At 57.6% G+C, this 22,418-nt stretch carries 17 protein-coding genes and 1 riboswitch; of the genes, 4 read left to right on the top strand and 13 right to left on the bottom strand.

Going from position 1 to position 22,418, the window contains the following annotated elements:
- Positions 1–28: 28 nt before the first annotated feature.
- The 6 genes from gcvH to MWU39_RS01800 all read right to left on the bottom strand — a co-directional run bounded on the left by gcvH (position 29) and on the right by MWU39_RS01800 (position 7,546).
- Entirely contained in the window at positions 29–400 is a 372-nt protein-coding gene (gene gcvH / locus MWU39_RS01825; protein WP_247158267.1) for a glycine cleavage system protein GcvH, read from the bottom strand.
- A 5-nt stretch (positions 401–405) separates the two neighbouring features.
- Positions 406–1,521, bottom strand: a complete 1,116-nt coding sequence (gene gcvT, locus MWU39_RS01820; protein ID WP_247160282.1) for a glycine cleavage system aminomethyltransferase GcvT — start codon at positions 1,519–1,521, stop codon at positions 406–408.
- Positions 1,522–1,708: 187 nt separating this feature from the next.
- A riboswitch (glycine riboswitch) is annotated at positions 1,709–1,805 on the bottom strand.
- Between the two features lie 140 nt (positions 1,806–1,945).
- On the bottom strand, positions 1,946–4,576 hold the full coding sequence (metH, locus tag MWU39_RS01815) for a methionine synthase (RefSeq protein ID WP_247158266.1): 2,631 nt from the start codon (positions 4,574–4,576) through the stop codon (positions 1,946–1,948).
- On the bottom strand, positions 4,576–5,622 hold the full coding sequence (locus MWU39_RS01810; protein ID WP_247158265.1) for a homocysteine S-methyltransferase family protein: 1,047 nt from the start codon (positions 5,620–5,622) through the stop codon (positions 4,576–4,578). The genes metH and MWU39_RS01810 overlap by 1 nt, the downstream gene beginning before the upstream one ends.
- Complete coding sequence (metF, locus tag MWU39_RS01805) at positions 5,619–6,548, bottom strand: methylenetetrahydrofolate reductase [NAD(P)H] (protein WP_247158264.1); 930 nt, start codon at positions 6,546–6,548, stop codon at positions 5,619–5,621. The genes MWU39_RS01810 and metF overlap by 4 nt, the downstream gene beginning before the upstream one ends.
- The gene (locus tag MWU39_RS01800) at positions 6,545–7,546 is read right to left on the bottom strand and encodes a metalloregulator ArsR/SmtB family transcription factor (protein ID WP_247158263.1); all 1,002 of its coding nucleotides are present in this window, start codon (positions 7,544–7,546) and stop codon (positions 6,545–6,547) included. Before MWU39_RS01800 ends, metF begins: the two co-directional genes overlap by 4 nt.
- A gap of 95 nt (positions 7,547–7,641) precedes the next feature.
- On the opposite strand from MWU39_RS01800, the gene MWU39_RS01795 reads away from it, so the two are divergent.
- From MWU39_RS01795 to MWU39_RS01780, 4 genes are read left to right on the top strand one after another with little or no spacing between them, the layout of a single operon-like run.
- Entirely contained in the window at positions 7,642–9,552 is a 1,911-nt protein-coding gene (locus MWU39_RS01795) for a beta-galactosidase (protein WP_247158262.1), read from the top strand.
- On the top strand, positions 9,549–10,628 hold the full coding sequence (locus tag MWU39_RS01790) for a Gfo/Idh/MocA family oxidoreductase (RefSeq protein WP_247158261.1): 1,080 nt from the start codon (positions 9,549–9,551) through the stop codon (positions 10,626–10,628). Before MWU39_RS01795 ends, MWU39_RS01790 begins: the two co-directional genes overlap by 4 nt.
- A gap of 2 nt (positions 10,629–10,630) precedes the next feature.
- On the top strand, positions 10,631–11,587 hold the full coding sequence (locus MWU39_RS01785) for an aldo/keto reductase (protein WP_247160281.1): 957 nt from the start codon (positions 10,631–10,633) through the stop codon (positions 11,585–11,587).
- A 1-nt stretch (position 11,588) separates the two neighbouring features.
- On the top strand, positions 11,589–12,503 hold the full coding sequence (locus MWU39_RS01780) for a TauD/TfdA family dioxygenase (RefSeq protein WP_247158260.1): 915 nt from the start codon (positions 11,589–11,591) through the stop codon (positions 12,501–12,503).
- On the opposite strand, the gene MWU39_RS01775 is transcribed toward MWU39_RS01780, so the two are convergent.
- From MWU39_RS01775 to MWU39_RS01745, 7 genes are all read right to left on the bottom strand, one after another.
- Entirely contained in the window at positions 12,500–12,865 is a 366-nt protein-coding gene (locus MWU39_RS01775) for a tail fiber domain-containing protein (RefSeq protein WP_247160280.1), read from the bottom strand. The genes MWU39_RS01780 and MWU39_RS01775 overlap by 4 nt on opposite strands.
- 69 nt (positions 12,866–12,934) lie before the next feature.
- Entirely contained in the window at positions 12,935–14,662 is a 1,728-nt protein-coding gene (locus MWU39_RS01770; RefSeq protein ID WP_247158259.1) for a solute:sodium symporter family transporter, read from the bottom strand.
- 287 nt (positions 14,663–14,949) lie between these two features.
- The gene (locus tag MWU39_RS01765) at positions 14,950–16,533 is read right to left on the bottom strand and encodes a sodium/sugar symporter (RefSeq protein ID WP_247158258.1); all 1,584 of its coding nucleotides are present in this window, start codon (positions 16,531–16,533) and stop codon (positions 14,950–14,952) included.
- Between the two features lie 112 nt (positions 16,534–16,645).
- Positions 16,646–19,042 carry a glycoside hydrolase family 3 protein gene (locus MWU39_RS01760; protein ID WP_247158257.1) on the bottom strand — a complete coding sequence of 799 codons (2,397 nt, stop codon included), beginning with the start codon at positions 19,040–19,042 and terminating at the stop codon, positions 16,646–16,648.
- 106 nt (positions 19,043–19,148) lie between these two features.
- Positions 19,149–20,351 (bottom strand): MFS transporter, encoded by a 1,203-nt coding sequence (locus MWU39_RS01755; RefSeq protein WP_247158256.1) that lies wholly within the window; start codon positions 20,349–20,351, stop codon positions 19,149–19,151.
- A complete protein-coding gene (locus MWU39_RS01750; protein ID WP_247158255.1) occupies positions 20,348–21,403 on the bottom strand; it encodes a LacI family DNA-binding transcriptional regulator in 1,056 nt (351 codons plus the stop codon). Before MWU39_RS01750 ends, MWU39_RS01755 begins: the two co-directional genes overlap by 4 nt.
- Positions 21,404–21,461: 58 nt before the next feature.
- Complete coding sequence (locus tag MWU39_RS01745; protein WP_247158254.1) at positions 21,462–22,418, bottom strand: glycoside hydrolase family 16 protein; 957 nt, start codon at positions 22,416–22,418, stop codon at positions 21,462–21,464.

Genomic DNA, 22,418 nt, shown 5'->3' with positions numbered 1-22,418 from the left:
TCGGCAAGGTCGCCGGGATGATCGAAAGTTACAGATTATCGATGAAGGCTTTGTACGCCTTGTCGTCCATCAGACCTTCGAGCTCATCGCTGTCGCCGATGGTCATGCGGAAGAACCAGCCTTCTTCTTCAGGTGAAGTGTTCACGAGAGCAGGTTCGTCTTCGAGCGCAGAATTCCCTTCAGTCACTTCGCCCGTAATCGGCGCGTAGACATCGCTTGCCGCTTTGACACTTTCAACCACCGCCGCATCGCCGCCTTTGTCCAGCATCGCACCTACATCGGGCAATTCGACAAATACGATATCGCCCAACTGTTCCTGAGCGTAATCGGTAATACCGACGGTGGCGGTCTCGCCTTCAACGTCGATCCATTCGTGTTCATCAGTGAAATAACGCGGCATAGAAATCAGCTCCCTCGGTAATAACGGTTCGGTACAAAAGGCATGGGTGAAACGGTCGCAGGCAGGCGCTTCTTACGCACCTCGCAAGTCAACTCGGTACCATCGGCGGCATAGGATCTGTCGACGTAAGCCATCGCAATCGGCACGCCGAGCGTCGGTGAGAACCCGCCGCTCGTTACCACACCCACTTTGGTATCGCCGGAATAGACCTCTGCTCCTTCGCGCGCGGGCATCCGGCCTTCCAGCGTCAACCCTACTCGGGCGCGATCCGGTGCTTCAGCAATTTCACGCAGAATACGGTCTGCACCCAAAAACCCGCCTTCGGTGCGGCGACGTTTGTTGATGCCAAAGATCAGGCCAGCCTCAATAGGGCTGATTTCAGGCGAGAGATCGTGCCCATACAAGGGCAAACCTGCCTCGAGACGCAGGCTGTCACGCGCACCCAGACCAATCGGCTGAACTTCTGGCTCGTTCACTAGCAGACTTGCAATTTCCTCTGCTGCGGCAGCAGGGATCGAGATTTCAAACCCGTCCTCACCAGTGTAACCCGCCCGTGCAATCGTTGCATTATGGCCTGCAATCGAAAACTTGCCAAAGCGCATAAAAGTAAGATCGGCCAGCGAGTATTCGCCCGTCGCATGACGTTCCAGCGCATCCACAGCCTTTGGCCCCTGGAGAGCCAACAACGCGTGATCGTCTAAGTAATTTAGCGTGATCTCATCGGGCAAATGCTCCCGCAAATAGCCAATATCGTCAGATTTGGTCGCGCCATTAACCACTAGATAGAGGTTGTCCGGCCAGCGAGAGACCATCAGATCATCAAGCACGCCGCCTTCTTCATTGAGCAGCAGTGAGTAACGCTGCCGACCCAGCTTCAACGTGGACAGGTCGATCGGCAAGATCGCCTCGACCGCTTCGTCGAGGCCATCACCAGAAAGCAGAACCTGGCCCATATGGCTGACATCAAACAGCCCGGCATTTGTGCGGGTCCATTCGTGCTCTGCAACGATGCCGCCGCCCTCACCGGTATATTGGATCGGCATTTCATAGCCCGCGAACGGGACCATCCGCGCACCTTGCTCGCGATGCCATGCATCAAGCGGCAGCTTGCCCACTGGCATTTCTTCGTCTGGTACATCTTCGCTCAAATCACTGCTCCCCGAACAAGAATCCAATGCGCCGAACGGCGCGCTGTTCCTGCCCCCTCTGTCGGGAAACCTGAGAGCTTCAGCCGGGCGGAATACGCCGCCTGACCTTCCCCTTCGGTGGCGATTACAGCTGGCTGCAATCACGCTTTCCAGAGTGCCTATGCCTCGCGCGGTCCGTTTGCCTGAGAGTTTCCGGGGCGGTTGCTCCTTCGGCGCCGCGCCCGATTGCTCGGAACAGTCTCTCCCGCGAAAGACGCCGGAATCACTTCCGGCAGGCGCGACCCGTTTTGCGGATGCGAAGGCCCGCGTCAATCACAGGATTGGTCGACTCGCAAAAGTTCGGGGAAAGCGTGAAATATTCGTACTCAAAGCCGTCAGATTCCTGCTTACGGTGCGACTAGTCGAGGTTCGGCCGTAGCCAGCGCTCTGCAGTTGCGAGATCAACGCCGCGTCGCTCGGCATATTCTTCCAACTGATCGCGCCCGACGCGTGCAACACCGAAATATTCCGATTCCGGATGCCCGAAGTAAAAGCCCGAGACTGCGGCGGTCGGCCACATGGCAAAGCTCTCTGTCAGGGTAAGCCCGACATTCTTCTCAGCTTCGAGCAATTCGAACAGGATCGGCTTCAGCGAGTGATCGGGACAAGCCGGATAGCCGGGTGCCGGGCGGATACCCCGATATTGCTCTTTGATCAGCGCTTCATTGGTCAATTGCTCGCCCGGTGAATAGCCCCAAAGATCAGTGCGGGTGTGCAAGTGCAAACGCTCCGCAAAGGCTTCGGCGAAACGGTCCGCCAGCGCCTTCAAAAGGATATCGGAATAGTCGTCCTTGTCCTCTTGGAAGCGCGCAATATGCGGCTCAATGCCGTGGATGCCCACGGCAAAGCCGCCGATCCAGTCGCCATCGGGATCGATAAAGTCGGCGAGGCACATATTGGCGCGGTCGCGGCTCTTCTTCACCTGCTGGCGCAGGAAAGGCAGCGTCACATGCTCTTCGCGTCGGACGCGGTGAATGGTGACATCATCTCCGTCTCGCGCGCACGGCCACAGGCCCGCGACACCGCGCGCCGTCAGCCATTTCTCGCCGATGATCTGATCCAGCATCGCATTGGCATCATCGAACAACTGGCTGGCAGTTTCGCCGACCACATCGTCGGTAAGGATCGCAGGATAGTTTCCATGCAATTCCCAAGCGCGGAAGAATGGCGTCCAATCGATATATTGGCGCAGATCGGAAAGGTCCCAATCGTCAAATACGTGCACGCCCGGCTGCAACGGCGGCGCAGGTTTGTCGCTGTAGAACGGGTCGTAATTGTTTGCCCGTGCTTCCTCGATAGACAGCAAAACGCTTGGTGACTTACCTGCTCTTGCAGCACGCACTTTTTCGTATTCGGCAGCGGTTTCAAAGACGAAATCATCGCGCTGGGTGTCGGAGAGCAGCTTTGATGCAACACCAACCGCGCGGCTGGCATCGAGCACGTGGATCACAGGGCCTTTGTAATTCGGTTCAATCTTCAGCGCAGTATGAACCTTACTGGTGGTCGCCCCCCCGATCAAAAGCGGCATCGTCATTTCGGACCGCTGCATTTCTTCAGCAACGGTCACCATTTCATCCAGCGACGGAGTAATCAGACCGGAAAGGCCGATCATGTCGGCATTGTTCTCATTCGCTGCTTCGAGGATTTTGGGCCACGGAACCATCACGCCAAGGTCGATAACGTCGTAGCCGTTACACTGAAGAACTACGCCGACGATATTCTTGCCGATGTCGTGTACATCGCCTTTGACGGTGGCCATGATCACCTTGCCTTTGGCCTTACGCTCGGCTTCCGGCAGCAGGTCCTTTTCCGCTTCGATAAACGGGATGAGATGGGCGACCGCCTTCTTCATCACGCGGGCGGACTTCACCACCTGCGGCAGGAACATCTTGCCACTGCCGAACAGGTCGCCGACGACATTCATGCCGTCCATGAGCGGGCCTTCGATCACTTCGATCGGGCGCCCACCATTATCGGCAGTCGCGCTACGCATTTCCTCGGTATCATCGACGATATGCGCGTCGATACCTTTGACGAGAGCATGTTCCAGCCGCTTGCGAACTTCCCAGCCGCGCCATTCCTCGGCGGCCTTTTCATCGGCGACAGACTTACCCTTATAGCTTTCTGCCAGATCGATGAGGCGCTCGGTTGCATCATCGCGGCGCATGAGGATCACATCTTCACATGCTTCGCGCAGCGCAGGGTCGATCTGGTCATACACATCCAGCTGGCCAGCGTTGACAATCGCCATGTCCAGTCCGGCCGGAATGGCGTGGTAGAGAAACACGGAGTGCATTGCGCGGCGAACGGTTTCATTACCACGGAAGCTGAACGACAGGTTCGAAAGACCACCGCTCGTCTTCGCGTGCGGGCATTGCGCTTTGATTTCCTGCACCGCTTCGAGGAAATCAAGGCCGTAGCGATTGTGCTCTTCGATACCGGTCGCAACGGCGAAAATGTTCGGATCAAAGATGATGTCTTCAGGCGGGAAGCCTTCGCCGACGAGCAGATCATAGGCGCGTTTGCAAATCTCGACTTTGCGCTCTTTGGTGTCGGCCTGCCCCACCTCGTCAAACGCCATAACGACGACTGCCGCGCCGTACGCCATACATTTGCGCGCATGCTCCAAGAACGGTTCTTCGCCCTCTTTCATGCTGATCGAATTGACGATCGGCTTGCCCGAGACGCATTTCAGACCCGCTTCGATCACGTCCCATTTGGAACTGTCGATCATCACCGGAACGCGGGCAATATCGGGTTCTGCCGCGATCAGTTTGAGGAAAGTCGTCATCGCGTGCTCCGCGTCGAGCAGACCTTCGTCCATGTTAACGTCGATCACCTGCGCGCCGTTTTCGACCTGCTGGCGCGCAACCTCAACAGCGGTGGTGTAATCATCCGCCATGATTAGCTTTTTGAACCGGGCAGAGCCGGTGACATTGGTGCGTTCACCGATATTGATGAAACGTGCGGAAGAGGATTGCTGGTTCATCAGGCCGCCACCACAAATGGCTCTAGGCCCGCCAGTCGCATCGCCGGATCATGACCTGGGACAACGCGGGGCAGCAGTCCTTCAACCGCATCGGCAATCGCCTTGATATGTGCGGGCGAAGAGCCGCAGCATCCGCCCAAGATGTTCGCCTGACCGTTTTCGGCCCACAGCTTAACCAGCGCAGCGGTTGTTTCCGGCATCTCGTCATATTCGCCCAGTTCATTGGGCAGGCCCGCATTGGGATACGCCATCAGCAGCGTATCGGCGATACCAGACAGTGATTGGATATGCGGGCGCAATTGATCCGCACCGAAACTGCAATTCAGTCCGATAGTCACAGGGTTGGCATGACGTACAGCGTACCAGAACGCCTCGACCGTGTGGCCGGACAGATTACGTCCCGACAGGTCTGTTAGCGTCATCGAAATCATCACTGGCACATCGCGGCCAAGCTCTGCCTCAAGCTGTTTCACCGCCATAATGCCCGCTTTGGCATTGAGCGTATCGAACACTGTCTCGATCAGGATGAAATCACAGCCACCTTCGATCAAAGCCGCCGCCTGATCCTTGTAGACGGCGGTCAGCTCGTCAAAATCAATCTCGCGAAAGCCAGGGTCTTCGACATCCGGGCTGAGCGATAATGTCTTATTGGTCGGTCCGATTGCCCCAGCGACGAAGCGGGGCTTGCCGTCCTTCGCCGCAAATTCATCCGCGAGAGCACGCGCGATTTTGCCAGACTCGATATTGATCGCTGCGACCCGATCCTCGGCGGCGTAATCCGCCTGACTGATCCGGTTAGCGCTGAAAGTGTTGGTCGCGACAATGTCAGAACCGGCATTCAGGTAAGCGCGGGTGATGTCGCGAATGACATCGGGGCGCGTCAGAGCGAGGATATCGTTGTTGCCCTTCTGGTCAGCTTTCAGACCCAGATCGCCCGCATAATCCTCTTCAGTCAGCTTGCGCTCTTGGATTTGCGTGCCGAAGGCGCCGTCAAAGATAAGCACGCGTTCGGCGGCGGCCGCTTGCAACTGTTCGCGGGCACTCATGCGATGCCTCCAACAGGGCGCTTCCCGAGCATGTGGCAGATCGCATAGGCGAGCTCCGGCCGGTTGAGCGTGTAGAAATGGAAGTCACGCACGCCGCCTGCATATAGCCGGCGACAGAGCTCAGCAGCGACAGTGGCTGCGACAAGTTTGCGCGCAGCAGGCTTGGCATCCAGTCCCTCAAACAAACCGTCCATCCATTCCGGAATTTCCGCCCCGCACGCGCCAGCGAATTTGCGCGCCTGTGCCACATTGGTGACCGGCAGAATCCCGGGAAGCACAGGTTGTTCGATCCCACTAGCGGCGAGTTGATCGCGGAAGGCGAAGAATTTGTCAGCGGAGAAGAAGAACTGGCTGATCGCTCGGCTCGCACCTGCATCCAGCTTGCGCTTCAGATTGTCGATATCAGCTTGCGGGCAATCCGCGTCAGGGTGCGTTTCGGGATAGGCCGCGACCGAGATATCGAAATCGGCAATTTCCTTGAGACCTGCGACCAGATCGGCTGCAGTCGCAAAACCCTCCGGATGGGGCGTGAACGGAGCGCCCGGCTCTCCCGCATCGCCGCGCAGAGCGACGATATGGCGCACACCCGCTTCCCAATATTGTTCGGCAACCTCGCGAATTTCCGCTTTGGACGCGCCGACACAGGTCAGGTGTGCTGCAGCGGGCATATTCGCCTCGGAAATGATCCGCGCAACCGTGGCATGCGTGCGTTCACGGGTCGATCCACCGGCGCCGTAAGTGACCGAGACAAAGCTTGGCGCGAGCGGCTTCAATTGCTGAACAGCATCCCACAATTGCTCTTCCATCTTCTCCGTTTTCGGCGGGAAGAATTCGAAACTGACATCGACATCCCCCGGCAGGCCGGAAAATAGCGGCGTATCCACAGCGGTGCGCGCTTCGTGCAATTGATCGAGAGTGGGGGTCATTGGGAGTGCTCTTTAAGAGAGGAAGCGGTTTGGCTTTGTTGGGCAGGCACATCGCGCCTTTTCCCAATCCAGATTTTTACAACAAGTTCCCCGCCATCGAGCGCGATCGGTTCGCTAGCGCTGAAACCTGCGCTGCGGATCAATTCGCGCATTTGGCGATCCGAAAAGCCAAGACGGGCATGTTGATGGCGGGTGCGCAGCTCTTCGCGGTCATGGCTGGCGAAATCGACGATAGCGATCTTGCCTCCAACCCGCGTGACACGCGCAGCCTCAGCCAGAGGAAGCGCGGGGTCTTGTGCAAAATGAAGCACCTGATGGAGCAGTACGGTGTCGAAGCTCGCATCGGCAAACGGCAATTCGGAAAAGTCGCCTTGCACCAGCTCAATCTGCGCAGCGGGCAAATGCTGAAGCTTGGCGCGGGCAACGCGCAGCATCTCAAGGTTTTTGTCGAATGCGACAATACGCTCAGCCTTGCTGGCGAAAAATTCAGCCATGCGGCCTGTGCCTGTACCGATATCCAGAACCGCGCCGAGCGCGTCTTCGCCGAGCGCGTCAGAAAGCCGCTGCTCCACTTGCGCATCGGGGCTATGCAGAGCGCGCAGATCGTCCCAGTCGCCTGCGTGAAGCGCGAAATAGGTCTCTGCGCTTTCCTCACGCGCATCACGGATCGCCGCAAGTTTACGCCGGTCGCTTTCGCACACTTTCGCAAATTCGCCATTTTCGCGTTCGGCGATGGCCAGCAATTGCTCCAGAGCAACCACGACAGGATCGGCATTGTCGGCTCCGGCAGTCGAGCGCAGAAACACCCAGCTGCCTTCACGACGCCTCTCGGCTAACCCCGCATCGCAGAGGATGCCGACATGGCGCGACACGCGGGGCTGACTTTGCCCAAGCGCCTGAGCCAGTTCACCCACCGCAAGCTCCATCGTCCCGAGTAGCCGCGCAATGCGCAGCCGGGTCGGATCGGCCAAAGCTTTGAAGATGGTATCGACAGACATACGGAGAGATATAAAGATATTTTTATATCTGTAAATGCGTCAAATTGACGATCACGCTTGCAATATTTCACGACCGCGCGGAAACCGCGCAAGATATGAAACTTGGTTGCTGTTATTATCCCGAACATTGGCCCGAAGACAATTGGGCCGATGATGCGCGTCGGATGGCGGAAATGGGCCTTTCGCTCGTGCGTATCGGAGAGTTCGCGTGGAGCCGGATTGAACCGGAACCGGGTCAGCTCGTTTGGGATTGGCTCGACCGTGCGATCGAAACACTGCACACGGCGGGCCTTGCCGTGATCCTCGGCACACCCACCGCAACTCCGCCCAAATGGTTGGTCGATCAAATGCCTGATATGGTCGCCATTGATGAGCAGGGCCGCCCGCGCGGCTTTGGATCGCGACGCCATTATTGCTTTTCGCACCTCGGATACCGCAAGGAATGCCGCCGGATCGTGACGGCAATGGCCCAGCGTTATGGCGATCATCCAGCCGTCACCATGTGGCAAACAGACAACGAATATGGCTGCCACGATACGATCCTGAGCTTTTCGGACGCAGCCGCCGCGCGCTTTCGCGAATGGCTTCAGGTGCGATATGGAACGACAGAGGCGCTGAACGAGGCGTGGGGCAATGTGTTTTGGAGCATGGAATACCGCTCCTTTGACGAGGTTGATCCACCGCATCTCACTGTGACTGAAGCGAATCCAGCGCATTGGCTGGACTATCGCCGCTTCGCATCGGATGAAGTCGCCAGCTTCAACCTTGAGCAGGCCGAAATTCTGCGCGCGCATTCGCCGAGCCGCGACATCACCCACAACTTCATGGGCTTCTTCACGGAGTTCGATCACTACGATACCGCTCGTGATCTCGATGTGGCCACTTGGGATAGCTATCCGCTCGGCTTTCTGGAGCAGTTCTGGTTCGGTGAAGACGACAAGCGCGACTATCTGCGCCAGGGGCATCCGGACATAGCGGCCTTCCACCATGATCTGTATCGCGGCGTGACGGGATCGGGCCGCTGGGGCGTTATGGAACAGCAACCCGGGCCGGTGAATTGGGCGCGGTATAACCCCGCCCCGTTGCCCGGTATGGTGAAGCTGTGGTCGCTGGAGGCGATGGCGCACGGAGCCGAGTTCACCAGCTATTTCCGCTGGCGGCAGGCTCCCTTTGCGCAGGAACAGATGCACGCGGGCCTCCTGCGTCCCGATGGCAAAGACGCCGAGGCTGCACATGAAGCGCGCGACGCTGCAAAGATCATTGGCGAGATTGGCCCACAAGACGCGGCCAAAGCTCCCGTGGCTTTGTTGTTTTCATACGAAGCCGCATGGGTGTGCGGCATCCAGCCGCAGGGCGCGAGTTTCCGGTATCTTGAACTGATCTATGAATGGTATTCCGCACTGCGCAAGCGGGGGCTGGACGTGGATATTGTATCCGCCGACGCTTCGCTCGAGGGCTACAAGATGGTCTGCGCGCCGACACTGCCGATTGTCTCTGAGGAGCTTGTCGCGGAGTTGAAAACACTCGACTGCCCAGTTCTAATTGGACCGCGTTCTGGCAGCAAAACCGAAAGCTTCTGCATTCCCGATGGCCTTGCCCCGGGCAACCTGCGCGAATTGATCCCGTTGACAGTCTCCCGTGTGGAATCACTGCGCGGCGGCGTTGCTGAAGCAGGCGACGGGTTTGAAGTGACCCGCTGGATGGAGCAGATTGAGAGCGATTTAACGCCAGAAGTCAGCTTGAGCGACGGGCGCGGTGTCGTCTTTAAGCACGACCACGTTCGATATTGCGGCGCTTGGCCGGATAACGCACTGCTCACTCGAATGATCGAAGCGATGGCGGCCGAAGCTGATGTCTCTGTTGCCCATCTTCCAAAGGGCATTCGGGTGCGACGCTCGGCCCGGCACCTGTTCGCGTTCAACTATTCCAATAAGCCAGTGATGTTCGATCTGACGGGCGAGATGATTGACCCCGCCGGGGTTTCGATTACGGCGCTGTCACGATGACCCAGAGCCGCAAATACGCCATTATCGGATGCGGCATGATGGGCCGTGAGCACATGCAAAACCTCGCGATTGTCGACGGAGCCGATCTGGTCGCGATTGCTGATCCGGACGCCGGCTCGCGCGCTGCGGCGAGCGAGCTTGCAGAGCAGCTCGGCCAGAAAGTTGAGCTCTTCGATGACTCAAGCACGATGCTCGCCGCAATCAAACCTGATGCGGTGATTATCGCATCACCCAACTTCACGCATTTCGATGCAGTGAAACCGGTGATGGAGACAGGCGCGGCGATCCTGCTGGAAAAGCCGATGTGCACCACCATTGCCGACGCCGAAGCACTGGCGAAAGCGGCGCAGGAATATGAAAACCTGTTCTGGGTCGGCCTTGAATACCGCTACATGCCGCCCGTCACCCGCTTTATCAAGCGCATCCACGCTGGCGAAGCAGGTGACATCAAGATGCTGGCCATCCGCGAACACCGCTTCCCCTTCCTCGTCAAAGTCGGCGATTGGAACCGGTTCAACCGAAATTCCGGCGGCACCCTGGTCGAGAAATGCTGCCACTTCTTCGACTTGATGCGCCACATAATGCGCGATGAACCCGTGCGCGTATTTGCCAGCGGCGCTCAGAATGTGAACCACCTTGATGAGAGCTATGATGGCGAGACACCTGACATCCTCGACAATGCATTTGTGATAGTCGATTTTGCAGGCGGCGCGCGGGCAGTGCTGGATCTGTGCATGTTCGCCGAAGGGTCTGAACAGCAAGAAGAAATCAGCGCGGTTGGCCGTATCGGCAAGATGGAAGTGAAGCTGCCAATTGGTGAAGTCACGTGGTCTCCGCGTGACAAATCCGGACCGTTTGTCAGCCACATCGAAACGCCATCTGATGCGCTTGCCGCAGGGGATCACCACGGCGCGACCTTCTTTCAACAGCGCGACTTTCACGATGCGCTGATCAATGGAACCAAGCCTCTGATTGATGCGCAGGACGGGTACAGGTCTGTCGTTATAGGCGCAGCGGCACAGCAAAGCATCGAAACCGGCCTACCGGTTGATATCACTTATACGGACGAGGATTGAACGTGCTCACAGGAATGCCACGCAGCGGCTTTGGCCTTTGGAAAATACCACAAGATGAGACCGCCGATACCGTGGTCGAGGCCATACGTGCAGGCTATCGCCATTTCGATAGCGCCGCCGATTACGGCAATGAAAAGCAAACCGGCGAAGGCATTGCGCGTGCGATAGGCGAAGGTCTCGTTACCCGCGATGACCTCTGGATCACATCGAAGCTGTGGAACACATTCCACGCGCCCGAACATGTTGAGGAAGCGTGCCGCAAATCGATGGACGATCTGGGGGTGGACTATCTCGACCTCTATCTGATCCACTTCCCCATCGCGCTTGAATACGTGCCGATTGAAACCCGCTATCCTCCCGAATGGGTGCACGATCCCGACACGCCCGGCTCCAGTATGAAGCTCGCCAAAGTGCCGCTGCATGCGACTTGGGCAGCGATGGAAGCGTTGGTCGACACAGGCCTCGTGAAGAATATCGGCGTATGCAATTACAATTCCGGCCTGCTGCATGATCTGATGACTTACGCGCGGATCAAACCAGCCATGCTCCAAATCGAAAGCCACCCGTATCTAACACAGGAGCGGCTTATCCGGCTTGCTGGGAATTACGGGGTGGACGTTACCGCCTTTTCTCCGCTTGGCGCGCAAAGCTATTTCGAGCTTGATATGGCGGCTGAGGGCGAAAGCTTGCTTGGCACGGCACCCGTCATGGTTGCCGCCAGCGCGCATGGCAAAACGCCTGCGCAAGTGCTGCTACGCTGGGGCGTTCAACGCGGTACCGCAATCATTCCCAAAACCAGCAAGCCGGAGCGGATGCGCGAAAACCTCGACATTGATGATTTCGAGCTATCGCAGGTCGAAATGGCAGCGATTTCCTCGCTTAATCAGAACCGCCGTTTCAACGATCCGGGCACATTCGCCGAAGCCGCCTTTGGCACCTTCCATCCGATCTACGATTGATATGACAGATCAAACCTTCCCCGCCATCGTTGAGGGTTCAGGCGACCTCGCCGGTTTTCTGAGCGCCAACAAAGACGCCGTCGATGCGGCTCTTGCCAATGCCGGGGCGTTGCTCTTTCGCGGGTTCGATGTGCCTGATCCGCAGGCCTTTGACGCCGCCATTGAAGGATATGGCGAGCCGGGGTTTACCTACGAAGACTCGCTATCCAACGCAGTGCGCACCAATGTGACGCCGCGCGTGTTCACCGCGAATGAAGCGCCGCCCACAACCGAGATATTCCTGCACCATGAAATGGCGCAGACCCCGCTCTATCCCAGCAAGCTGTTCTTCTATTGCGAGATCGCGCCCGAAACAGGCGGAGCGACGCCCGTCTGCCGATCTGATTGGGTGTTGGACCACCTGACCACAATCGCGCCGGATTTCGTCGCGCGCATCGAAGCGGACGGCGTGCGTTACACCAACGTTATGCCCGGCAATGACGATGCAGGATCGGGCCAGGGCCGTAGCTGGCGCAGCACTTTGAGCGTGAAAGACCGCGCTGAGGCAGAGGCGCGGTTGAGCGATCTTGACTATTCGTGGGAGTGGCAAGCGGATGAGAGCTTGCGCGCGACCACACCCGCCTTGCCCGCCATTCGCGAGCTTTCCGATGGCAGACGCACATTTTTCAATCAGCTGATCGCAGCATTCCGCGGCTGGGCCGATAGCCGCAACGATCCGAACCGAGCGATCACTTTTGGCGCCGGTGATCCGATCACGTCTGAAGATATGGCGCCAGCGATTGCCATTGCGGATGATCTGACCGCGGACATCACCTGGCAAGCGGGCGATGTTGCTCTTATCGATAACTTTCTAGTGATGCATGGGCGGCGTCCATTTGAAGGCAAGCGCCGGGTGCTCGCATCGCTGATCGCTTAATGTCGGGTGATACCCAAGCGCGCGTAATCCACCATCGAATAGCCGGACGAATGCTCTGACACTGCGTCAGGGCGCACTTTCTGCACCTCATCGGCCATCGGCCCGAAGACATTCTGACCTTCGCAGAGGTCCGCAAATTCTGGCTTGTAGTCGAACAGGTACAGCCCGAACCCAGCAGGGTGATCGCCAATTTTGCGGATGTTCTCTTTCAGCCGGCGATCGGACATCATGCCCATCATGCCGTTCATGCCCGTAAACCCGCCCGAGCCATCATTGCCGGGGCCGATGCTGCCGCCGGTAAGGTTCCGGACGCTGCCATAATGGCGCAGCTCAGGGCTGCGATAGGGGCGTTTACTTTGCATATCCAAAATCATCGTTCGCCCAATGGCGCACTCGCATGGCAATCCCTAATTGTTAGGCACCTAAAATAATCAATGGCTTATTGATGAATCATTAATACCCTTGTTCTGTGAAATGGTCAAAACCCACAATATTGCATTGGCCGCGAATAGCGCCCCGATCAGCCCGAAAAACAGAGTATTGAGGCCAGAACTGGATGCGAGCCCCACTGGTGAAAACAAGAGATATGTCGCGACCACGCAGCTAAACAGGCTGACCGCAAGCGGCTTTGCAAAGCGCCATGGGGTCATGTCGACCTGTTCATTGCGAGCAAAGCTCCACGCCGTTTCACGCGGGCGTATCCAGCCGCACACGAGCATAATGCCAACCTCAATCCAGAACAGCACCGCATAGAGATGGATGAAGTGGAGCGTGATCACATCGTCGAAAACGAACCGGATCAGACCATAAGCAATCACGTGAAAGACGATCACAATCTTTGCGCCCAAGGCCGGGACACGGGCTGTGAACAATCCCACAATCACGATCACGACCGTCGGAATATTATAGAAGCCGGTGAAGATGCGGATGATCTGCCACAGCCCTTCCGGCGCAAAGGCCAGCATCGGCGCAACAGCGAACGAGAACAGCGCGATCACCAGGCTGGCGATCTTCGCCACCCGCACAAGCTCCGCGTCGGTCGCCTTCTCCCCTCGCGCAGGAGCGTACACATCCAGACTGAACAAAGTCGCCGCGCTATTGAGCAGAGAATTGAACGATGAGAACACCGCCCCCAGCAGTACCGCTAGAAAGAAGCCTGAGAGATAGACCGGGAGCACATCGCGGATCAGTCGCGGATAGGCCTCATCGATCGAACCCAACCCCGACCCATAGAGGTGAAATGCAATCACGCCCGGTATCATCATCAAAAACGGCACAAGGATTTTGAAGAAGCCGGAAAACAGCACCCCCTTTTGTCCTTCGGCGAGGCTTTGCGCGCCGAGCGTGCGCTGGATCACATATTGGTTGGTGCACCAATAAAACAGGTTTGCGAACACCATACCGGTAAAGATTGTGCCGAACGGCGTCGGGTCATCCGATGCACCAATCGCGTTCAATTTTTCGGGGTTCTCTGCCGAGATCTGCGCAACCCCTGCAAAAAAGTCGCCGCCGCCCAGCGCGATCAGCCCAAACACGGGGACCAGAACGCCGATAATGAGCAAGCCGATCCCATTGAGCGTGTCGGAGATCGCCACAGCGCGTAAACCGCCAAAGATCGCATAAATCGATCCTGTGACCCCAATCAGGATCACCATTGCGACCAACGCCTGAAAATCGCCCAGCCCCGTCAAAGCGGGCACATCGAACAAGGCAATTACCGCGAGACTGCCGGAATACAGCACGCTCGGGATCGTGACCAATCCGTAACCCAGCATAAACAGCACAACAGACATTCGGCGTACCACCGGATCAAACCTGTCATTGAGAAATTGCGGCAACGTGGTGAATGCGCCCGCGAGATATTTGGGAAGGAAGATCAGCGCCATCGCGATTGTCGCGACCGCTGCCGTTACCTCCCACCCCATGCTCGACATATTGAAACCGTATGCCGACCCGTTGAGGCCGATAAGCTGTTCAGCGGACAGGTTCGTCAGCAACAAGGAACCGGCGATAAAGGTCGCGCCAAGCCCGCGTCCGGCAAGGAAGTAACCGTCCTTTGTCTCCACCGTACCACGCGTTTTTAGCCAGCTGACCCAGCCCACAAGCCCCATAAAGAACACACAGCTGATGAGCGTGAAGATAAGACTATCATTACTCATGCGGGATGCCCCCCGCTCGATTGAGACGGGTGACACCAAACAGAGTTCGCGTTTGAGCGTCCGAAGACATTTCTCCAAGCAAGCTCAACAGTTTGCGAGGAATTGACCCTGCCACTGTGTGACTTTCGGCAGGAAAGGTGTCCAACATCGATCATTTCAAGCCACCCTAGTCGCCGAATTGACCGTAGGAAATGGCTGTTTCAGGCGCCGCAAAACTGGCGCGCGCTGTTCGTGTCGTGTGTGAATGTGCTTTGGCCCCGTCCGTTTCAGGACGGGGCCTTAGCCTATCACCACAGGACGATATAGAGGCCGACAAGAATTGCGACGGTCAGCATCGACAATGTGTTGAACAGCATCGTCGTCGCGAAGCTGATATCACCGAGCTTGACTGTGCGTTCTTCATCCGGCGCGCCTGTCACCCGCGAAACGGCGATCGCGGCGATCAGAGCGACAACGAACACGGCCCAGATACGGATAATAAATTCGAGATCAGGTGCGCCGAACTTCAACGCAACGTTCAGTACGACCGAACCGATCAGAGCCGTAAACGCGCCTGCTGCATTGGCTTTCTTGTCAAAGAAGCCGAGCAGGAAGACGATCACGATACCCGGCGCGATATAACCGGTATATTCCTGAACCGTCTGGAACGCGCTCTCAAATCCGCCAAGGAATGGACGGGCAAGAACCAGCGCAATACCCATTGCAACAAACGCTGTGATCCGGCCGACCATCACATAGTGTTTCTCATCCTCGTCAGCGCGAACACTGCGATAGAGATCCATTGTGAAGATGGTCGAGATCGAGTTCATCATCGATGCCAGCGAGGACACAATCGCCGCAATCAATGCTGCGAATACAAGACCGCGAAGGCCAGCAGGCGCAAAGCCCATAAGCTGGCCATAAGTGCGGTCAGATTTTTCCGTCAGCGCCGCCTGATCCAGCATGCCTTGCTGAGCGAGGATCACCGCTGCGATACCCGGAATGACCACAATGAATGGCACCAGCAATTTCAGGAACGCCGCAAAGGCGAGACCCTTTTGCGCCTCGCCAAGGTTCTCAGCGCCCAAGGCGCGCTGGATGATGTATTGGTTGAAGCCCCAATAGCTGAAGTGCAGCACCCACAGGCCACCAAGCAGCGTCCAGATACCTGGAAGCTTGTCATAGCCGTTGTCGCCTTCGTCGAGGATCATTTCGAAATGGCCCGGCATTTCCTGCATCAGATAACCGAAGCCGCCGATCGCGCCATCAGCAGGCAATGCGTCGAGCGCAAACCATGTGATCGCAAGGCCGCCGATAATCAGGATAACGACTTGAATAATGTCGGTAAGCGCCACGGCTTTCAGTCCGCCATAAAGCGAATAAAGCACCGCAAAACCGGCAAGCGCCATCATCGATGTCATCACGCCCCAACCGGTCAACGTATCGACCGCGAGACCGCCCAGCCATAGCACCGCAGTGAGGTTCACAGCCGTGTAGAGGAAGACCCAGAACACACTCATCAGCGTCTTCACGCCCGATCCGTATCGCTGTTCAAGGAACTGCGGCATGGTGTAAATTCGGCGTTTGAGGAAGATCGGCAGGAAGTATTTCGCGACGATGAGCAGGACGATGGCCGCCTGCCATTCATAGGCCGCAATCGCGATCCCGATGGCGAAACCTTCACCCGACTGACCGATAATCTGCTCAGCCGAGATGTTGGATGCGATCAGCGAAGCGCCGATCGCCCACCACGGCAGTGCGCGGCCAGCGAGGAAGTAATCCTCTGTGTTCTTCTCATGCCCAGCAGGCTCCCGACTGACGAACAGCGCAATGCCGAGCAGCGCGAGCGCATAGCCCGCGATGATGATGATATCGATGGTTTCGAGTGTCACTTTACATACTCCCCCGTGGGCGCTGGCTCTTGTGCGGCCTTGGCCCGGATCCCGTTGACAACGATGGACTAGCGCATTCTTGCGTCAGGTCCATAGACATTCGATTGCATAATCAAAACGAACACTCGGCCCCGTCGGCTGCTGTTTCCTGTGCGATGGCCGAAATCTGGATCGAAAAGGGCGCTTCTGATCTGATCGTCAGACCGTTGTTGATGCCCGCCAGACACGCCTCGGTGATCACCATTTCGCGCCAGCCCTTGCCTTCTGCGATGAGCAATTCACGCGATACATCAAATGTGCCGCCATTGCTGGCGAGCTCAACCTTGCCCGATGGACGCTGCAGGACCTGATAGGTGATCCGATAAGCATTTCCGCCTTGCGGACCGCTCAGATCGAGGGCGGTGCCCGGACCGAAATCGATCTGGCGCGCGTCTTCCTGAGTGTTCCGATCGATCCCGCGGGCGACGATACCGCCCGCTTTGCCGCGGAGATCGGGAAGCTCGGTGCCTTTCGACAAGGCCTTTACCCGTTCCGCCAGACGGCCGGCAGTGAACCAGTCAGAGCCTCCGCCACCGTCAAGAGCAGAACAGTCTTCGCTCAGCGCGCCGAACGGGGTTGTATTGTCCATGGACCGGCTAAAGCCAACCGGGAACAGCGCGCCTTCCGGTCCATTCAGAGGATTGCCTTCACAGCTTACCGGCCAACTGAATGACAGCGCGCCGCTGGCTCCTGCTTTTCCATAGAGGAAATCGGCAACACCCGCGCCTTCGCTGCCGGGCAGCCATGCTGCAACAAACGCATCGGCCACGTTCAGTTCGCGGTTCACCCACATTGGGCGACCTGAAAGGAACACAGCGACGGTCGGAACACCAGCCGCTTTCAAGGTGCGGAGAACCTTCAAGCCCTCTTCATCGCGGAAGGCGAGATCTTTGCGATCCCCCACAAATTCCGCGTAGGGCTCCTCTCCGAAAACGACGATGCCAAGATCAGGCTGCTGCCCTTCAGCAAGTACCCCGTAGAGCGAGAAATCGACGCTGCCGCCAGATGACTTGGCCGCATCTTGGATGCCCGCCAAAATCGAGGTCGCACCGGGGAAGTCCTTGTTGGTCAGCTCTCCGCCGCCCTGCCACGTGATCGTCCAACCACCCGCCTGCTGCGCGATGCTGTCTGCCGCGGTTCCAGCAACCATGATGTTGGCGTTGGCTTTGATCGGCAGGACGCCGTTATTCTTCAGCAGAACCATGGATTTGGCGACAGCTTCACGCGCAATCGCGCGGTGCTCTGCCGAACCCAGCTTGCTCCAATCACCGCCATTGGGGCGCATCGAAGGTTTCACTTCACCATCCAGAATGCCGGCGCGCTGTTTGATACGCAAAACACGCGCAACCGCCTGATCAATCCGCGCCTCGGGGATCGTGCCGTCTTTCACCTGTGACAGGGTTGTCTCGTACAGACCCTTCCAGTCCTCCGGCACCATGTAGACATCCAGACCGGCCAGCATCGCCTGCGGGCAATCGGTGTTGGTGCAGCCTTTGATCTGGCCGTGGCCGTTCCAGTCACCGACGACCAGACCATCAAAGCCCATTTCATCGCGAAGCAAATCGGTCAGCAGGGCTTTGTTGCCATGCATCTTCTTGCCGTTGATCGAGTTAAAGCTCGCCATGACAGAGCCGAGGCCTGCATCAATGGCGGGCGGATATGGCGCAACGTGGATACGCTTGAGGTCCTCAATATCGCCATTGACTTCGCCTTGGTCGACACCTTGCGCAGTTCCGCCATCGCCAAAGAAATGCTTAGCGGTCGCGATAACGCGGCCCTTGCCGAGGAAGTCCTCATCACCGGGCTTGCCTTGCAAGCCTTCGACCATGGCAACGCCCATTTGGGCAACGAGCGCGGGATCTTCGGAATAGCTTTCGTAGGTCCGACCCCAGCGATCATCGCGGGCAACCGCCACTGTCGGGGCGAAAGTCCAATCGATGCCAGTGACTTCGATCTCAGTCGCGGTCGCTGCGCCGATCCGGCGGATCAGATCGGGCTCACCCGTCGCGCCAAGCGCGATGTTATGCGGGAAGATCGTAGCGCCAATGACGTTGGCGTGTCCGTGGACAGCATCGGTGCCCCAGATCGTAGGGATAGCAGGCTCACCATTCGCCAAGGGCTTGGTTGAGGCTTCCCAAAATTCATCCGCCAGCTTCAACCAATCTTCGGCCGGCGCGAAATCATTGTTGTAGGGGCCAGAATTGCCGCCGTTCAAAACGCTGCCAAAGCGATATTTCTCAACATCAGCGGGCGTGATCGAAGCAATATCCGGCTGAATCAGCTGAGCAACTTTGCGCTCCAGAGACATCTGCGCAATCAGATCAATGATCTGCTGTTCTTGGGCACCCGCCGCAGGCACCGACCCAACAGGGGCTGCGCTGGTAGCAGTTTGAACCGGAGCGCCAGCTCCGCATGCAGACACCAAAGTAGCAAGAGCACTGGCTGCCATCAGCCGCGCGGAAATACGCATTTTAAATAGTCCCTCCCAAAGACCCGCAACGTTCGCGATCATTGCAATAATGAGAACGTTCACAACAAGTGTATGGTTCGCATGCGATTTGACAAAAATCAAGCCTTCATGCGGGCCTGGAAACGGTTGCCAACAATAAGGCGGCGAGTACGGCAAGCGCCCCGAAGAGCACGAACAAGGCCGAAAAGCCAAAGCCGGGCACAAGCGACAATGTCAGCCACGGCATCACGATCGAAGGTATCGTGTTGGTCAGGTTGAAAACGCCCAAGTCCCGCCCTCGGTGCTGTGCCCTTGGCAGGAATCGAAGATACTGGCTCGTGTGAAGCGACAGGAAAATCGAGGCTGCGATACCGAACACCAGATAGCCCGTAATGGCGATCGGCAATCCGTCGGCAAAGGCCATTATCAATAGCCCGGCTCCGGCCAATGCCGAGCAGACAACGAGCGGCGCGATCGGCCGCCCATGAACATCCGACCAACGCCCCATCATCAGAGACAGCGGAATGGACAGGATCAATACAATACTGAAGATATTGGCAGAGGTGTTTTCATGGAAATCGGGCACAATCGAGCGCAACCAGAACAACAGAAACGCAAACAGGCCCGCTTCGGAAATCTGCACCAGAAAGCGCGACAGCCACATCCTTACCACCGTTGAGCGCGACCGTTTGGCTTCATCACTGGTGCCGCGCTTTTCAAAGTTCGGGCGCATCAATGTGGGACGTTCATGACCGCGGCCAAGCACGACGAGCGGCAGTATGAACGCCGCAACCATCACGGCGACCGCCGTCATCCGGTATCCTTCGGCTACAAAACTCTCAAAAGTGACCAATGACCCCGCCATCGCGCCAAGCGCCGGTGCCACCGCAAGCAATCCACCAAGCAGCCCTTTTTGACTATCGGGCACACAATCCCCTGCCCATGCGAGCAGCGGGCCAAGCATCATGTTCAGACACAGCTGCCACGCCATGATCAGAGCGATCAATTCAATCAAAGATGCCGCTCGGCCGATCATCACAAGCAAGATCGACGAACTAACCAGACCGAGGACGATCCATATGCGCCGCGAGCCGCTGCGATCGCTCACTATGCCAAATGCAATATTGGCCAAGCTGGCGACAATGGCTCCGTAGAACGTGACCCGTGCTAAGGACGCGACATCTTCGCCGCCCATAAGGCTCGTGATCTTAAGCGGCAGAAGAACTGTGAGCAGCGGAACATAAGCAATCGCGCCCCCGCCAACAGCGAGCGCAAACAGCACCAGAAACCAGACCGGCTGGCGATCAGCGGGGGTTTCAAGCGAGTTCACTTCGCGGCGGGCGCCGGTCCTGTTGAAGAACGCTCAACCAAGTCTGCCGCCACATCGATCACATCGCTTACCGGCGGAGCTTTGTGCACATTGATCAGATGCTCCACCGCGATGGACACGGTTTCGGCAATCGGCTGATCCACGGCGGTCAATGGCGGTTGAGAGAACCGCACAATCGGCGTGTTGTCGAATGACACCAGCGAAATATCGCGCGGGACATGCATGCCTTTGTCGCGGGCGACTTCTAGCGCGGCCAGCGTCATCTGGTCGCTGCTACCGATGATGGCGGTGAGATCAGCATGACGGTGCAGCAGGCTACGCGCCGCCTGCGTGCCGGACTCATAGCCAAAATCGCCTTTTTCGCAGAGGCCATCGCTGGGTAGGCCGCTATCCTCCATCGCCCGTTTCCATCCGGCGATCCGCCAGCCGCTGAGGCTGTATTGGTCCGGCCCGGCAATCATCGCGATCTTTGTGTGGCCGAGCTCAACCAACCGTTTTGTCGCGGCATAGGCCGCGCCTTCATCGCCCATTGTCAGACGAATGCCGGGACCATCATCGGTCGATCCGATCCGCGCGAATGGGATGTTCCGCTGCGCAAGGAGCCGCGTAATTTGCGTGTTTTCGGAGTGCGGCGGGGTGAGGATCACGCCGTCCGGCTGAAGCGCAGAGACAGTCGCGCCAAGTTCTCTCTCAACATGATCGGCGTGTGTGTCCACAAGCTCGACGATCATGCGATATCCGTGCTTTGAACACGTCAGCGTCCCGCCCAGCAACATTTGGTCAACCCAGTCGGTGCCCTGCCGCTCACGCCAATCAGCGAGCGTGCGTTCGCGGTCGTTTATGGCGAGGATCAGATAACTGCGCGAACCGCTCATGCGCTGCGCGGCAAGCGAGGGGACATAGCCGAGCCGGTCAATCGATGATTGGACCCTGTCGCGCATTTGCGGCCGTACGTTCGGCTCGTCATTGATGACGCGGCTGACCGTTTGCAGAGACACGCCTGCGTCTTCCGCCACTTCGCGGATTGTTACTGAATTGCGGCGTCTAGCCATTTCATTCCCGTCCTCACCGACCCCCCAGCCGGATTTCCAAAAAATACGCTTCCGCGCATCAATTCATGCAGGCGCGACCTGTGTCCTGATCCTCTGTGCATTGATACACTCTGATCCAATCAATCACGAACTGATTTGGCAGAGATTTTTCGTCCAACCCCAGTTCGTTGCTTTCCTCCGGCCATTTCCCGCCAACGGCGAGATTGGCCATGATATAGAATGGTTTATCAAATGGCGCGTTAGCGTTCCCCGCCGCCGATGGCGATGTTGTCGACCATTCCTCCCGGGAAACAGTGAAGTGTACGCGGTCATTGATCAAGAACCGGATTAGCCCCTCACCCCATTCGACCGCATACACATGAAATTCGTCCGACGGCAGAGAAAGGTCTGGCAACGGCGATTTTTGTGAGACGTATTTGTTCCTTGGCGATGTATCGCCAAAATGCAGCGCGCTGACATGCCGATTTTCGCCAACACTCCCTTCGCATTCATCGCAAGCAGCGCCGATATTCACCGTTTCCAGAATATCGATTTCGCCGGAAAGCGGCCAGCCTCCATACTCGTCATCGGCGGGCATCATCCAGACTGCGGGCCACATGCCCTGCCCAGCAGGGACCTTTGCACGCACTTCAAAGCGGCCATATTTCCAGCTGTGAAGTCCGCGCGTGCGAATTTTGCCAGACGTGTATTCCTGCGTGACTTGCGGGTTGGGACTGGCGGCGATTTCCGGAGGTCTATCTGGTCCGGTGAAGGTTTCCTTACGCGCCTTTAGCAGCAGGAATCCGTCTTCGACCGCGATATTTACTGCTCGGTCGGTGTAACATTGCCGTTCATTGTTACCGCCACCCCAGCAAGATTCCTCCGGTATCCATTTGGTGTAGTCGAGCGATGTGCCATCAAACTCGTCCTCCCAAACAAGCTCCCAGCCCGCCGTTGCAAGCGGCGGCCCCGCACTCTCACCGCCGCAAGCGCCAAGAGTAAGAGCTGCCCCCATTGCAGCGATCTCAATCAGCAT

The organism is Erythrobacter sp. F6033 (assembly GCF_023016005.1).
GTDB lineage: Bacteria > Pseudomonadota > Alphaproteobacteria > Sphingomonadales > Sphingomonadaceae > Erythrobacter.
Note: the sequence above shows the minus strand (reverse complement) of the source record. Positions and strands in the feature narration are given on the sequence as shown.

Bases quoted from the DNA above. Each gene is read 5' to 3' on its own strand.
- gcvH (WP_247158267.1), bottom strand. From the start codon at position 400: ATGCCGCGTTATTTCACTGATGAACACGAATGGATCGACGTTGAAGGC.
- gcvT (WP_247160282.1), bottom strand. From the start codon at position 1,521: ATGCCAGTGGGCAAGCTGCCGCTTGATGCATGGCATCGCGAGCAAGGT.
- metH (WP_247158266.1), bottom strand. From the start codon at position 4,576: ATGAACCAGCAATCCTCTTCCGCACGTTTCATCAATATCGGTGAACGC.
- MWU39_RS01810 (WP_247158265.1), bottom strand. From the start codon at position 5,622: ATGAGTGCCCGCGAACAGTTGCAAGCGGCCGCCGCCGAACGCGTGCTT.
- metF (WP_247158264.1), bottom strand. From the start codon at position 6,548: ATGACCCCCACTCTCGATCAATTGCACGAAGCGCGCACCGCTGTGGAT.
- MWU39_RS01800 (WP_247158263.1), bottom strand. From the start codon at position 7,546: ATGTCTGTCGATACCATCTTCAAAGCTTTGGCCGATCCGACCCGGCTG.
- MWU39_RS01795 (WP_247158262.1), top strand. From the start codon at position 7,642: ATGAAACTTGGTTGCTGTTATTATCCCGAACATTGGCCCGAAGACAAT.
- MWU39_RS01790 (WP_247158261.1), top strand. From the start codon at position 9,549: ATGACCCAGAGCCGCAAATACGCCATTATCGGATGCGGCATGATGGGC.
- MWU39_RS01780 (WP_247158260.1), top strand. From the start codon at position 11,589: ATGACAGATCAAACCTTCCCCGCCATCGTTGAGGGTTCAGGCGACCTC.
- MWU39_RS01775 (WP_247160280.1), bottom strand. From the start codon at position 12,865: ATGCAAAGTAAACGCCCCTATCGCAGCCCTGAGCTGCGCCATTATGGC.
- MWU39_RS01770 (WP_247158259.1), bottom strand. From the start codon at position 14,662: ATGAGTAATGATAGTCTTATCTTCACGCTCATCAGCTGTGTGTTCTTT.
- MWU39_RS01760 (WP_247158257.1), bottom strand. From the start codon at position 19,042: ATGCGTATTTCCGCGCGGCTGATGGCAGCCAGTGCTCTTGCTACTTTG.
- MWU39_RS01750 (WP_247158255.1), bottom strand. From the start codon at position 21,403: ATGGCTAGACGCCGCAATTCAGTAACAATCCGCGAAGTGGCGGAAGAC.
- MWU39_RS01745 (WP_247158254.1), bottom strand. From the start codon at position 22,418: ATGCTGATTGAGATCGCTGCAATGGGGGCAGCTCTTACTCTTGGCGCT.